This is a genomic window from Cytobacillus spongiae, from assembly GCF_021390075.1.
On sequence record NZ_CP089997.1, the window covers coordinates 17625 to 31344 of the forward strand.

A 13720-nucleotide genomic window follows, 5' to 3' on the forward strand; every position below is an offset into this window, starting at 1 on the left:
TTGAGTGTAGGGGGTCAAATTGATGTGGGAAAATAAGTTTGAAAAAGAAGGTTTAACATTTGATGACGTGCTTTTAGTTCCAGCTAAATCTGAGGTGCTTCCTAGAGATGTTAGTTTAAAGGTTGAATTAACAGATAGTTTAAAGCTCAATATACCAGTTATTAGTGCTGGAATGGATACGGTAACAGAAGCAGAAATGGCGATTTCAATTGCGCGTCAAGGTGGAATAGGAATTATCCATAAAAATATGTCCATTGAACAACAAGCAGATCAAGTGGACAAGGTGAAGCGCTCAGAAAGTGGAGTTATCTCAGACCCATTTTCCCTAACGCCAGATCATCAAGTTTTCGATGCTGAACACTTAATGGGCAAATATAGAATATCAGGTGTTCCTATTGTTAGTGATGAAGATTCTCAAAAGCTTGTGGGGATTCTTACAAATCGAGACCTTCGTTTCATTCAAGATTATTCCATTAAGATTTCAGATGTAATGACAAAAGAAAATCTTGTAACTGCCCCAGTCGGAACTACATTAGAAGAGGCTGAAAGCATTCTTCAAAAGTATAAAATTGAAAAATTACCGCTTGTAGATCAAGAAGGAGTATTAAAGGGCTTAATTACAATTAAGGATATAGAAAAAGTAATTGAGTTTCCGAATTCAGCTAAAGATGCTAAAGGAAGATTATTAGTTGGTGCAGCAGTTGGTGTAACTACCGACACGATGAAGCGAGTAGAAATGCTCGTAAAAGCAAATGCAGATGTAATAGTGGTTGATACAGCTCATGGTCATTCTAAGGGTGTTTTAGATACAGTAAGAGAGATTAGAGAGGCATACCCTCACTTGAATATTATTGCTGGTAATGTGGCTACAGCTGAAGCTACGAGAGACTTAATTGAAGCTGGTGCTGATATTGTTAAAGTAGGAATTGGACCTGGTTCGATTTGTACGACTCGTGTAGTAGCAGGTGTAGGTGTACCACAAATTACAGCTGTCTATGACTGCGCTACTGAAGCAAAGAAGTATGGTAAAGCAATAATTGCAGATGGCGGGATTAAGTACTCTGGTGATATCGTTAAAGCTCTAGCAGCAGGAGGTCACGCCGTTATGCTTGGAAGCCTTCTTGCTGGTGTGTCAGAGAGCCCAGGAGAAACAGAAATTTTCCAAGGAAGAAGATTTAAGGTTTACCGGGGAATGGGTTCAGTTGGAGCGATGGAAAAAGGATCTAAAGATCGTTACTTCCAAGAAGATAATAAAAAGTTTGTACCAGAGGGAATTGAAGGACGCATCCCTTACAAAGGTCCACTATCCGATACCATCTATCAGCTGATTGGTGGATTAAAATCAGGAATGGGCTATTGTGGAACAAAGGATCTTAATGAGCTTAGAGAGAATGCTCAATTTATTCGCATGACAGGTGCAGGCTTACGTGAGAGCCATCCACATGATGTACAAATTACAAAAGAGGCGCCAAACTACTCCCTTTCATAATAGAAAAGCTGGTTAACCATCTCGGTTGCCAGCTTTTTTCGTTGTTGGTACGGAAAGCTAAATAAGGCCATTTTTCCTGCTTAATAAAGAGTCTATTAATATAATGAATTTGTAAAAGTAGGAAGATTATCTGTCTATTCTTCGTATTGGAACTATGTTAAAATAACGAAAGTGTACATTAAAACTTGGAGGGCTAACAGTGAAGAGAAGCTTGTTTCAAAAATATTTTGCTTGTGTATTAGTATTTATTTTAGCTATGGGGATTGTTCAAGTGCCAGCAAAGGCAAATACATTCGATGTGAATGCAAAAGCTGCCATTTTAGTAGATGCAGAAACAGGAAAAATCCTCTATGAGAAAAACTCCGAAGCGGCATTAGGCATCGCGAGTATGACAAAAATGATGACAGAGTACCTACTGTTAGAAGCTGTAAAAGAAGGTAAAGTAACTTGGGACCAAGAGTACACAGTTTCTCCAGAGTTATCTAAAATGTCTCATGATGAAGGATTAAGTAATGTCTACCTTCGTGTCGAAGGAAAATATAAAGTAGAAGACCTGTATGCGGCAATGGCTATTGAGTCTGCCAATGCAGCGACGATTGCTATTGCAGAAATTGTAGCAGGAACCGAAGCAAATTTTGTTCAGCAAATGAATGATAAAGCGAAAGAACTTGGCTTTCAAAAATATAAATTTGTAAACTCGACCGGGCTAAATAACCGCGACTTAGTGAAGCATAACTTTCCTGTAGTCGGTGGTGAGGAAGAAGAAAATGTTATGTCAGCACGTGATGTAGCTACACTTGCATACTATTTAATTAAGGAGTTTCCAGAAGTCCTAGAAACATCTAGCATTCCAGAGAAGAAATTTGCTGAAGGAACAGAAGATGAATTTTTAATGGATAACTGGAACTGGATGATTGAAGGGTATGCTCAGGTTGCAGAGGATTATCCAAACTACCAGCAGTTTGTATATGATGGGGTAGATGGATTAAAGACAGGCTCAACAGATTTTGCGGGCTATTGCTTTACAGGGACTGCTGTAAAAAATGATCAACGGTTTATTACGGTTGTCATGAATACAAGCTCTCAAGGTGAACGTTTTATCGAAACGAGAAAGATCCTGGATTATGCTTTTAATAATTTTGCGAAAGAAGAAATTGTTTCAAAAGATTATCAAGTGAAGGGTTATAAATCGCTTCCTGTCATTAAAGGAAAAGAAGATCAGGTGAAAATTCAGACGAAAGATTCTATCTCATTAGTACTACAGGGTGGAGAGAAAGAAAACTTTCAGCCTGTACTGACGCTTGATAAGGACAAGCTAAATGAAGATGGTGAGCTGACAGCTCCTATTAAAAAAGGAGATAAGGTTGGAACATTAACAATTGAATCAAAGGATGAACAAGCAATCCAATTTTTAAATGCAGCTGGCCAAAAGAGCGTGACAGTAGACGTAGTAGCTGCTAGCGATGTGGAGAAAGCAAATTGGTTTGTGCTAATGATGCGCGGAATTGGTGGATTTTTCGGTGATATTTGGGGAAGTGTATCATCGACTGTAAAAGGTTGGTTCTAAATTTTGTAGGGTCTCTTGTCTTGACAGGAGTCCCTTTTTATTGTTTATTTTCAATAGGGGAAACTAAACTAATTCCGATTGAATTAATTTGAATTTCCTTATTATGGTTGTTATATTTCTATATAATAATTTTTCCATCAAAAGTAGATGGTATTAATGAAGGGGGATAAATCATGAAGACAGGTACAGATCGTGTAAAACGTGGTATGGCAGAGATGCAAAAAGGTGGCGTCATCATGGACGTTGTCAATGCAGAACAAGCTAAAATAGCTGAAGAAGCAGGTGCTGTAGCAGTAATGGCACTAGAAAGAGTACCTTCAGATATTCGCGCTGCTGGTGGAGTAGCAAGAATGGCTGATCCTCGTATTGTAGAAGAAGTTATGAATGCGGTATCAATTCCTGTAATGGCGAAAGCACGTATTGGTCATATTGTAGAAGCACGTGTTTTAGAAGCTATGGGAGTAGATTATATTGATGAGAGTGAAGTATTAACTCCTGCAGATGAAGAGTATCATTTATATAAAAGCGAATTTACGGTTCCTTTCGTATGCGGTTGCCGTGATTTAGGAGAAGCTGCTCGGCGTATTGGTGAAGGAGCATCTATGCTTCGTACGAAGGGTGAGCCAGGAACAGGAAACATTGTAGAAGCGGTTCGTCATATGCGCAAAGTAAATGCACAAGTGCGTAAAGTTGTAAGTATGAATGAAGATGAGCTGATGACTGAAGCTAAGCTTCTTGGAGCACCATTTGAACTTCTATTAGATATCAAGAAAAATGGTCGTCTTCCAGTTGTTAACTTCGCAGCTGGTGGGGTAGCTACTCCAGCAGATGCTGCACTAATGATGGAATTAGGAGCAGATGGTGTGTTCGTAGGGTCAGGTATTTTCAAATCGGACAACCCAGCTAAATTTGCTAGAGCGATTGTGGAAGCTACTACTCATTACAAAGACTACAAACTAATTGCAGAGCTTTCCAAAGAGCTAGGTACCCCAATGAAAGGGATTGAGATCTCCTCATTAGCACCAGAAGCACGTATGCAAGAGCGTGGCTGGTAAGGGGTCGTCATGCTGAAAATAGGGATCTTAGGACTGCAAGGTGCTGTTAGAGAGCATGCACGCTCTGTAGAAGCATGTGGAGCAGAGGCAGTCGTGATTAAGCAGAAACAACAGCTAGAGGAAGTAGACGGGCTTATTCTTCCTGGCGGAGAAAGTACAACAATGAGAAAGCTCATTGATAAATATGACTTCATGGGTGTGTTAAAAGAGTTTGCCCAGTCTGGAAAACCGATTTTCGGTACTTGTGCTGGTTTGATATTACTTTCTAAAACGATTATTGGGTATGATGAACCGCATATTGGAGTTATGGATGTAACTGTTGAGCGAAATTCCTTTGGTCGCCAACGAGAGAGCTTTGAAGCAGATCTTGATATTGCTGGAATTGAAGGGGCTTTTAATGCAGTTTTCATTCGAGCGCCGCATATCGTTAGTGCGGGTGAAAATGTAGAGATTCTAGCTAAGCATAAGGACCGCATCGTTTTGGCAAAAGAAGGTCAATTTCTTGGCTGCTCCTTTCATCCTGAGTTAACAGAAGATCATCGGTTAACACAGTACTTTATCGATATGGTTGAGCAAAGTCAAAAAAATTAATTGTATAATGTCATTGCCAAACGAGCATAATTATAGTAAATTATGACATAACAAATGGATTATGAAAAAGCAGTGAGAGGAAATAGTAATAAGTGCTACATACTAAAGAGAGCCAGTGGTCGGTGTAAACTGGTGTATGAACCTTATGAATCCATCCTTGAGCAAGGTATGGAACGCCTATGAAATAGGCTAGTAAATACTTTCGGGTAAAACCGTTATTCCTTTTAAGCTGGAAAGCTATATGCTTTCAACTAGGGTGGCAACGCGGGTAGCTCTCGTCCCTTCTTTGGGGACGGGAGTTTTTTGTTTTTTTAGCGGAAACTCTAGGGGAGGTTGAAGCTCGTACTTAACTATTGTTGGGAGGAAACGTTATGTTAGACGTAAAGCTGTTACGTGCCAATTTTGATGAAGTAAAAGAGAAACTGAATCACCGAGGAGAAGATTTATCTGACCTTGGGAAGTTTGAAAATTTAGATGTAAGACGTCGTGAGCTAATTGTTGAGGCTGAGAAGCTAAAAAGCAGAAGAAATGAAGTATCTCAACAGGTAGCTCAGCTCAAACGTGAGAAGAAAGATGCCGATGCATTAATTACAGAAATGCGCGAAGTAGGCGATCAGATTAAGGGATTAGATGAAGAGCTAAGAAGTGTGGAAGAAGAATTAGACCATTTATTATTAAGTATTCCTAATATTCCTCACGAAAGTGTTCCTGTTGGTGAAACAGAAGATGATAACGTAGAAGCTAGAAAATGGGGAGAAATCAAGAGCTTCAATTTTGAGCCGAAGCCACATTGGGAGCTTGCTGATCAACTAGATATTCTTGATTTTGAGCGAGCAGGAAAAGTGACTGGAAGCCGCTTTGTATTTTATAAAGGGCTAGGAGCAAGATTAGAAAGAGCCCTATTTAATTTCATGCTTGATCTTCATACAGATGAGCATGAATATAAAGAAATTCTGCCACCATACATGGTAAATCGCGCTAGTATGACGGGAACAGGGCAACTACCCAAGTTCGAAGAGGATGCATTTTTAATTGAAAATGAAGATTATTTCCTTGTTCCAACTGCGGAAGTTCCTGTAACCAATTTACACAGAGACGAAATTATTGAAGGGGAACAGCTTCCGATTAACTATGCTGCATTTAGTGCTTGTTTCCGTTCTGAAGCCGGCTCTGCTGGACGTGATACAAGAGGGTTAATTCGTCAGCACCAATTTAATAAAGTAGAGCTAGTGAAATTTGTAAGACCTGAGGATTCATATACTGAATTAGAGAAATTAACAGGTCATGCTGAAAAAGTATTGCAATTATTGGGCTTACCTTACCGCGTCATGAGTATGTGTACAGGAGATCTTGGCTTTACAGCAGCGAAGAAGTACGATATTGAAGTTTGGTTACCTAGCTATAATACGTATAGAGAAATCTCTTCTTGCAGTAATTTCGAAGGCTTCCAAGCTAGACGAGCAAATATCCGTTTCCGTCGCGACCCAAAAGGGAAACCAGAATATGTTCACACACTAAATGGTTCAGGACTCGCAATTGGACGTACAGTTGCAGCTATCCTAGAGAACTATCAGCTAGAAGATGGTAGTGTAATGATTCCTGAAGTATTACGTCCGTATATGGGGAATCGCGAGGTCATTCAGCTATAATACATGTCAGAGCGGGTGTGAAAACCCGCTCGAAAAAATACGAATAAAAGTTGTTGACATGATATTCAATAGATGATATATTATATCTTGTCGATACGGAGGAATACCCAAGTCCGGCTGAAGGGATCGGTCTTGAAAACCGACAGGCGGGTTAAACCGCGCGGGGGTTCGAATCCCTCTTCCTCCGCCATCTATATTAATATTGCGCATAAATATTGGAGATACATAAAAACCCGCTACTTACTTAGCGGGTTTTTTGATGGATTTTTTATGCTTTTTTCCGAAAAGAAGCGAATTGAACGTTACGCTGCGGAGCGCGATCTGATGAAAAAAGTAGACAAAAAAACCTTCTAGCTAGCTAGAAGGTTTTTTTGTCTACTTTTTAAGCAACTGAGTTTGCTTTAACGTATTCGAAATTCTCTCAATAATAGGTTCGATGGTAGATTCGTCATCTAATATATCGTATTCATTAATATTAAGTCGAAGAACCGGGCAAGCATTAAACGAATTAATCCAGTTTTCATATCGTCCGTGCATCTCTTCCCAATATGCAACAGGTGTCTTCTGTTCCATTGGACGGCCGCGCTCATTAATACGTGAAAGGATATCTTCTATAGACCCTTCTAAATAGATCAATAGGTCTGGGTGTGGAAAATATGGCGTCATCACCATTGATTCGAATAGGCTTGTGTAGGTTTCATAGTCTACCTTTGACATGGTTCCTTTTTCATAATGCATCTTGGCAAAAATTCCTGTATCTTCATAAATGGAGCGATCTTGAATAAACCCGCCCCCATATTCGAAAATCTTTTTCTGTTCCTTAAACCTTTCTGCAAGGAAGTAGATTTGTAAATGAAAGCTCCAGCGATTGAAATCTGCATAAAATTTATCTAAATATGGATTTGTATCTACTTTTTCAAAGGATGTCCTGAAGCTAAGGGCATTTGCTAATGCCTTTGTCATGGTTGATTTTCCAACGCCGACCGTACCTGCAATCGTAATTACCGAGTTGCCAGGAATCCCGTATTTATTTCGAAGATTCATGATTATATGCTCCTTTATTAAATACTGCTGATAATTCTTCTATGATTGAGGATAAATCCTGTTGATTTTTAACGAAATCAAGATTATCTCCATTAAACCGAAGTACAGGAATTTGAGGGTGCTGCTTCTCAAATTCATCAATGGCTGTTTCATAGTCAAGTGATAGCTGTTTGAGATAGAGTGGGCTAATATTCTTTTCGATCTCTCTACCACGCATTTCAATGCGTTTTAAAAGAGTATCTAAACTAGCATGTAAATAAATAATGACGTTTGGCTTAGGCATATCCTTGGTTAACACATTATAAATTTGAAGGTATTTTTGATATTCAACTTCATTAAGTGTTCGTTGAGCAAAAATGAGGTTTTTAATAATGTGATAATCAGCTACAACAGGTTGTTGCTTTTGGATATAATGCTTATTGATATCGCCAAGTTGTTTATATCGATTACATAGGAAAAACATTTCCGTTTGAAAACTCCATTCCTCAATGTTTTCGTAAAATTTTCCGAGGAATGGATTTTCATCAACGATTTCCTTTAAAAGAGCAAAATTAAAATGATCTGAAAGTGCCTTTGCCAATGAGGTTTTACCAACCCCTATAGGTCCTTCCACTGTAATAAAAGGCGTCCCCTCCATAGTTTGTCCTCCTTCTTAAGTGAATCTCTCTTATCTATGGTTATGAAAAATAGTCTTTTTTCAATAAGTTTCAAAATGACACAGAAAATATTTTAACACACTATGAGCAGAGGGGGATATGGAATTTAATCCATCTGTAAAAAAGTACAAAAGAAAAAAGCTGCTAAGTGCAGCTTCAGATTATCGACAAAAGGCATCAGACTTCGATGCTTTCTGTCTATATTATTAATTTCGGAGGAGAACTTGCTGATGATTTCCGCTCCAATCAACCTAAGTTTGTGCTCTATAAGAAACTTTCCGTATCTAAGTTCATGGAAGCAAACGTAAGCATCGCCTGCATGGACATTTTTTTAGACCCCTAAGGATACTCCAATCATAGTTTGTTTATCATATACCTCGCCTATGAGACTTATTTTCATTAAAAACGACTAGAGGAAACTCAAAATGCTTTTATAGTCTGATAGTGTTAAAAATACAGTTTTCTTCTTTAAGCTCTTTTTACAACATCGAAGTTATCGACAATTAATAACCAGTTTTGCGGAAAGGAAAGTCCTAGCTTCCAATAGCTCATTCCTCGTAAGTTAAGTTCCTTGATGAGATCGAACTTAGCTTGAATCGAACGAGCATCCTCGAACCAAACTTCATGCCGCTTCCCATCGCCATCGACGTAATTAAAATAGGGTGCCTGTGCTTTATAGTCATATTGAATCGGTACATTATTGTCTGCTGCTAGCTGAATAGCTTGCTGAGGGCTTACGGCTTTTGCGATTGTCCCTTCTTTGAAAGGAAGAGTCCAATCGTATCCATATAAATTTTGGCCCATCAGAATTTTGGAAGGAGGCATTTCTGATATGGCATATTCTAACACGTCACGGACGGGGCCAATCGGAGAAACGGGCATGGCTGGTCCTCCGCTATATCCCCATTCATATGTCATAATCACGACAAAATCAACAATTTCCCCATGCACCTTATAATCATGCCCTTCATACCACTTTCCTTTTTGGGTAGCGCTTGTTTTAGGTGCTAGAGCTGTTGAAAGAAGCCAGCCTTCTTGCTTAAAGCGGGTTTTTGCTTTTCTGAGGAAATTGTTATAGGCTTCTCGATCTGCAGGGCGTAAGTATTCGAAGTCAAAATGGATATCCTTAAAGCCGTATTTCTTTGCAGTGGTGACAATATTCGTTAGAAATTTCTCTTGAATGGCTAGGTCATTCAAAAGGATTCTACCGAGTTCGTCGCTAAACTGATCATTTTCTTGATTGGTAATGACCATCATGAGCACGACATTGTTCGCTTTTGCAATCGCTGGGAAATCATTTATAAGCGGCTCTTTTAAGGATCCATCCCTCAGTGCCTGAAAGCTAAATGGAGCAAGGTAGGTTAAATAGGGAGCAGCATCCCTTGCACTTTCTTCAAGATTAGGAGCCACTGTATTTCCTCGTGGTTCTACATACCCATTAAACTCGCCTTCTGCTTTAGTGCGGGGCGGAATGTATAAACGAAAACCGACTTGAAGTGGTTGGTTAATAGAGATGCCGTTAATAGCTGCTAGCTGCTGGAAGGGGATATTAAATTTTTGACCAATTGAATATAAACTATCACCAGACTGCACCCAATAGAAACTACCGACAATTGGAATGACTAATGTTTGACCAATCACGAGATTATTTGGATTTGGAATTTCATTCGCCTCTACAAGATCATTGACTGTGGTACCATATGCTTGTGCGATACCAGTTAAGCTTTGATTGGGTTGTACGACATGGATTTGCATACCTTTCCCTCCTTGAGACAAATAGACGCGCTACCATCATCCTATGAAGGGAATAGGCGGATTATGCGTAATATTACGGTGGATAAGCTATGAAATGTTAAGATATCGGTTCAATATTCGCTTTTAGTACTTGATTCATCATCTTAAGTGCATATTCATTATCTTGATCGCTAACAGATGCAATGCAATTACTCGGCACATATAGGTTATATTCTCTCATATACGCATCGTTCGCTGTAAAGAGCACACATATATTCCCGGCAACTCCTGCTAGATACAAGGTATTTACCTGTAAAGTACGAAGCAATGTATCGAGTGCCGTGTCAAAGAAAGCTGAATGCTTAGGCTTTATTAAAAAATAATCCTGATCATTAGGTGTGATTTGGTTTAAAATAGGATGACTAATATCATTTTGACAGTAGGAGATTAGTTTCGTTAAATCGTATTGCCACAGATTATAATGATCATTAATAAAAATAACCGGCCAGTCTCGAAGATAGAATTTTAATCTCAACCCATTGATTGTTTGGATCATGGAGTCAGCTTTTGATGCTAGCTGCTTTCCGTGGCTAAAATCAAATGGATTAATTAAGTCAATTATAAGTAATGCGGGCTTTTCTTTCATAATACCCTCCTTTAATGATGGGATGTTAGTTAGATCAGTGTGGAGCAGACTTGGGTATAGCCAAAATGAAAGTGACATATAGGTAGGATTTGCAGGTAAGGGTACTTTTATTGATTGAGAAAGAATAAGGGACAAATACACGAATAGGAGTAAGCTGAGGGGAGGATATGATGGAGAATATAGATGAATACTTTATGGAGGAAGCGATAAAAGAAGCAAAAAAGGCAGAAAAATTAGGCGAAGTCCCAATTGGGGCTGTCATTGTTTTAAATGGAGAGATTATTGCAAGAGCACATAATTTAAGGGAGACAGAGCAAAATGCAGTTGCTCATGCGGAAATGCTCGTTATACAGCAAGCATGTGAAAAGCTAGGAACCTGGAGATTAGAGGATACCACATTATATGTTACATTAGAGCCCTGTCCGATGTGTTCAGGTGCCATTCTCATGTCTCGAGTTAAACGGGTAGTCTACGGTGCGGTCGATCCGAAGGGTGGGTGTGCCGGCACCTTTATGAATCTTCTACAAGATGAACGGTTTAATCATCAAAGTGAAGTTGTTTCAGGTGTTAGTGGAGCAGTATGCGGTGAGTTGCTTTCAACCTTTTTCAGAGAACTCCGAGCTCGTAAAAAGGCGGAAAAAAACCTACAAAAAACAGCTGTTAATGACCATACAAAAATTGACAGTTGTTAAGCATTGCATTTTACTTGGAAAGTTAGTATACTTGTAAATGCGTCGGACATGACGCAACCTAACAATTGGTATCAACTTTGCCGTGCTAGGCGGGGAGGTAGCGGTGCCCTGTACTCGCAATCCGCTCTAGCGAGGCTGAATCCCTTCCTGAGGCTGGCTTCCTGTAGGGTCTGCCTTAAGTAAGTGGTGTTGACGCCCGGGTCCTGTGCAATGAGAATCCATGAACCATGTCAGGTCCGGAAGGAAGCAGCATTAAGTGGACCATCTCATGTGCCGCAGGGTAGCCTGGGCCGAGCCAACTGCTTAAGTAACGCCTATGGGCGTCAGTCGACGGAAGGTGCACGGCAGTTAAATTAAGAAGGTAACTCACCTCATTTCAGAGGTGGGTTTTTTATTATGTATTACGACTATAAATCACTCTATTGAAGGATGACCATCTCGAGTTGATGAGTTCGTTTATTTCAATAAGAATTGAAAAAAATTAGGTTTCACTTTGTAAAAAGGAAAATAGATACGTTATAATATAAAGGATGTTATGAAAGGGGGGCGTGTTATGAGTTATCAAGCTTTATATCGTGTATGGCGACCTCAGCAATTTATTGATGTGGTGGGTCAGGAGCATGTAACGAAAACACTGCAAAACGCCCTGCTTCAGCAGAAAATATCACATGCTTACTTATTCTCTGGGCCTAGAGGGACAGGGAAAACGAGTGCAGCAAAAATCCTTGCTAAGGCCGTTAATTGTGAGCGAGCACCGATTAAGGAGCCGTGTAATGAGTGCCCAACCTGCAAAGGAATTACAGATGGATCCATTCCTGATGTAATAGAGATTGATGCAGCCTCTAATAATGGGGTTGAAGAGATTCGAGATATTAGAGATAAAGTGAAATATGCCCCTAATGCATCTAAATTTAAGGTCTATATTGTAGACGAAGTACATATGTTATCGATTGGAGCTTTCAATGCGTTATTAAAAACCCTTGAGGAACCACCGAAGCATGTAATCTTTATTCTCGCAACTACCGAGCCTCATAAAATTCCTTTGACCATCATTTCCAGATGTCAAAGGTTTGATTTTAAGCGAATTACAGCTAAAGCAATTGTAAACCGCATGAAGTTAATTGTAGACGAAACGGGAGTAGATTGTGATCAACATGCATTGCAAATTGTCGCTCGAGCGGCAGAGGGTGGGATGCGTGACGCCTTAAGTTTATTAGACCAAGCAATTTCCTTTAGTCAAGATCGAGTAACAGTGGAAGATGCTTTAACAGTAACAGGGTCAGTTTCACAAGGTTTTTTAAACAGGTTAGCTAAATCGATTCAACAAAAGAATGCTGCAGAAGGATTAGAAGCTCTAGAAGAACTTCTTTTTCACGGAAAAGATCCTGCTAGATTTGTAGAGGACTTTATTCTTTATTATCGAGATATGTTATTGTATCAGGCTGCTCCTACTCTTGAAGAGTCAATGGAACGAGTAATGCTGGATGAAGAGTTTCAATTATTAGCCAAAGAAATTCGGGCAGAATCCATCTATGAGTTAATTGAAGAATTAAATCGTGCGCAGCAAGAAATGCGTTGGACGAATCATCCAAGAATTTTCTTAGAGGTTGCTATTGTAAAGCTTTGTCAAAGTGAGAAGAACGTGAATCATCAAGCTTTACCACAGATAGATACTTTGTTAAATAGAGTAAATGAATTAGAAAAAGAGCTACAGCAGCTTAAGCAGAATGGAATTTCTGTTCAGTCTGAGGAACAACCCTCTGTTTCTGCTCAAAAGAAACCAGCACGAGCGTCACGAAAAGGCGTTCAAGTCCCGATGGGGAAAATAAAAGAAATCTTAAAAAATGCAACTAAGCAAGACTTAGTGCAATTAAAAAGTCGATGGGGCGAGATGTTAAACCTTCTCGTTAATAACCAAATGCGTTCGCAAGCAGCTCTTCTGAATGAAGCTGAGCCTGTAGCGGCATCTGAAAATGCAGTTATAATTAAATTTAAATATGAGATCCATTGCCAAATGGCCATGGAGAATGCCAAATTTCTCGAAGTCCTTTCAAATGTTCTTTACGAGCTTTTAGGCAAGAGAATTCAAGCATTAGGGATTCCTGAAGAACCATGGCAGAAAGTTCGCCAAGAGTTTTTAAAGGATCAGCAGGAAGATGATTCGCATTCTGATGCTATGCAAGTAGAGGAAGAACCGCTTATCGCTGAAGCTAAGAAACTATTTGGTGCAGATTTAATTGAAATTAAAGAATAATATTAGGAGGTACAACACATGCGTGGAATGGGTAATATGCAAAATATGATGAAGCAAATGCAAAAAATGCAAAAGAAAATGGCTGAGGCTCAAGAAGAGTTAGGAGAAAAAAGAATTGAGGGTACAGCTGGCGGTGGTATGGTAACTGTCATCGTTAGTGGACATAAAGAAGTATTAGAAGTAACAATTAAAGAAGAAGTAGTAGATCCTGAAGATGTAGAAATGTTACAAGATCTTGTGTTAGCTGCTACTAACGATGCTCTTAAAAAGGCAGATGAACTAACAAATCAAACAATGGGACAATTCACTAAAGGAATGAACCTTCCAGGAATGTTCTAGGAGG

General features: G+C 39.4%; 12 protein-coding genes, 1 tRNA gene, 1 other RNA gene and 1 other annotated feature. Of the genes, 10 read left to right on the forward strand and 4 right to left on the reverse strand.

Going from position 1 to position 13720, the window contains the following annotated elements:
- Positions 1-22: 22 nt before the first annotated feature.
- The 6 genes from guaB to LS684_RS00100 all read left to right on the forward strand — a co-directional run bounded on the left by guaB (position 23) and on the right by LS684_RS00100 (position 6541).
- Positions 23-1489, forward strand: a complete 1467-nt coding sequence (guaB, locus tag LS684_RS00075; protein ID WP_233808924.1) for an IMP dehydrogenase — start codon at positions 23-25, stop codon at positions 1487-1489.
- Between the two features lie 199 nt (positions 1490-1688).
- A complete protein-coding gene (locus tag LS684_RS00080; RefSeq protein ID WP_233808926.1) occupies positions 1689-3056 on the forward strand; it encodes a D-alanyl-D-alanine carboxypeptidase family protein in 1368 nt (455 codons plus the stop codon).
- 170 nt (positions 3057-3226) lie between these two features.
- Entirely contained in the window at positions 3227-4111 is an 885-nt protein-coding gene (gene pdxS / locus LS684_RS00085; protein WP_233811501.1) for a pyridoxal 5'-phosphate synthase lyase subunit PdxS, read from the forward strand.
- 9 nt (positions 4112-4120) lie between these two features.
- Complete coding sequence (gene pdxT, locus LS684_RS00090; protein ID WP_233808928.1) at positions 4121-4702, forward strand: pyridoxal 5'-phosphate synthase glutaminase subunit PdxT; 582 nt, start codon at positions 4121-4123, stop codon at positions 4700-4702.
- 63 nt (positions 4703-4765) lie between these two features.
- Positions 4766-4988 (forward strand) — a binding site (T-box leader).
- Between the two features lie 85 nt (positions 4989-5073).
- Positions 5074-6351: a serine--tRNA ligase gene (serS, locus tag LS684_RS00095; RefSeq protein WP_233808930.1), complete on the forward strand. Its 1278-nt coding sequence runs from the start codon at positions 5074-5076 to the stop codon at positions 6349-6351.
- Between the two features lie 97 nt (positions 6352-6448).
- A tRNA-Ser gene (locus tag LS684_RS00100) sits at positions 6449-6541 on the forward strand.
- Positions 6542-6726: 185 nt separating this feature from the next.
- On the opposite strand, the gene LS684_RS00105 is transcribed toward LS684_RS00100, so the two are convergent.
- From LS684_RS00105 to LS684_RS00120, 4 genes are all read right to left on the reverse strand, one after another.
- Positions 6727-7395: a deoxynucleoside kinase gene (locus tag LS684_RS00105; protein ID WP_233808932.1), complete on the reverse strand. Its 669-nt coding sequence runs from the start codon at positions 7393-7395 to the stop codon at positions 6727-6729.
- Positions 7379-8032, reverse strand: coding sequence for a deoxynucleoside kinase (locus tag LS684_RS00110; RefSeq protein WP_233808934.1), 654 nt, complete (start codon positions 8030-8032; stop codon positions 7379-7381). Before LS684_RS00110 ends, LS684_RS00105 begins: the two co-directional genes overlap by 17 nt.
- Before the next feature lie 487 nt (positions 8033-8519).
- On the reverse strand, positions 8520-9806 hold the full coding sequence (locus LS684_RS00115) for a glycosyl hydrolase family 18 protein (RefSeq protein WP_233808936.1): 1287 nt from the start codon (positions 9804-9806) through the stop codon (positions 8520-8522).
- A 97-nt stretch (positions 9807-9903) separates the two neighbouring features.
- Positions 9904-10434 (reverse strand): cysteine hydrolase family protein, encoded by a 531-nt coding sequence (locus LS684_RS00120; protein ID WP_432418811.1) that lies wholly within the window; start codon positions 10432-10434, stop codon positions 9904-9906.
- Between the two features lie 167 nt (positions 10435-10601).
- Here LS684_RS00120 and tadA point away from each other — a divergent pair, with 167 nt between their 5' ends.
- The 4 genes from tadA to LS684_RS00140 all read left to right on the forward strand — a co-directional run bounded on the left by tadA (position 10602) and on the right by LS684_RS00140 (position 13716).
- Positions 10602-11123 carry a tRNA adenosine(34) deaminase TadA gene (tadA, locus tag LS684_RS00125; protein ID WP_432418812.1) on the forward strand — a complete coding sequence of 174 codons (522 nt, stop codon included), beginning with the start codon at positions 10602-10604 and terminating at the stop codon, positions 11121-11123.
- Positions 11124-11203: 80 nt separating this feature from the next.
- Positions 11204-11468: signal recognition particle sRNA large type (gene ffs, locus LS684_RS00130), an RNA gene on the forward strand.
- A 208-nt stretch (positions 11469-11676) separates the two neighbouring features.
- Positions 11677-13377, forward strand: coding sequence for a DNA polymerase III subunit gamma/tau (dnaX, locus tag LS684_RS00135; RefSeq protein ID WP_233808942.1), 1701 nt, complete (start codon positions 11677-11679; stop codon positions 13375-13377).
- Positions 13378-13395: 18 nt separating this feature from the next.
- Positions 13396-13716: a YbaB/EbfC family nucleoid-associated protein gene (locus LS684_RS00140; protein ID WP_233808943.1), complete on the forward strand. Its 321-nt coding sequence runs from the start codon at positions 13396-13398 to the stop codon at positions 13714-13716.
- Positions 13717-13720: the final 4 nt, after the last annotated feature.

Coding starts and splice junctions, on each gene's coding strand:
- guaB (WP_233808924.1), top strand. CDS start 23: ATGTGGGAAAATAAGTTTGAAAAAGAAGGTTTAACATTTGATGACGTG.
- pdxT (WP_233808928.1), top strand. CDS start 4,121: ATGCTGAAAATAGGGATCTTAGGACTGCAAGGTGCTGTTAGAGAGCAT.
- serS (WP_233808930.1), top strand. CDS start 5,074: ATGTTAGACGTAAAGCTGTTACGTGCCAATTTTGATGAAGTAAAAGAG.
- LS684_RS00105 (WP_233808932.1), bottom strand. CDS start 7,395: ATGAATCTTCGAAATAAATACGGGATTCCTGGCAACTCGGTAATTACG.
- LS684_RS00110 (WP_233808934.1), bottom strand. CDS start 8,032: ATGGAGGGGACGCCTTTTATTACAGTGGAAGGACCTATAGGGGTTGGT.
- LS684_RS00115 (WP_233808936.1), bottom strand. CDS start 9,806: ATGCAAATCCATGTCGTACAACCCAATCAAAGCTTAACTGGTATCGCA.
- tadA (WP_432418812.1), top strand. CDS start 10,602: ATGGAGAATATAGATGAATACTTTATGGAGGAAGCGATAAAAGAAGCA.
- dnaX (WP_233808942.1), top strand. CDS start 11,677: ATGAGTTATCAAGCTTTATATCGTGTATGGCGACCTCAGCAATTTATT.
- LS684_RS00140 (WP_233808943.1), top strand. CDS start 13,396: ATGCGTGGAATGGGTAATATGCAAAATATGATGAAGCAAATGCAAAAA.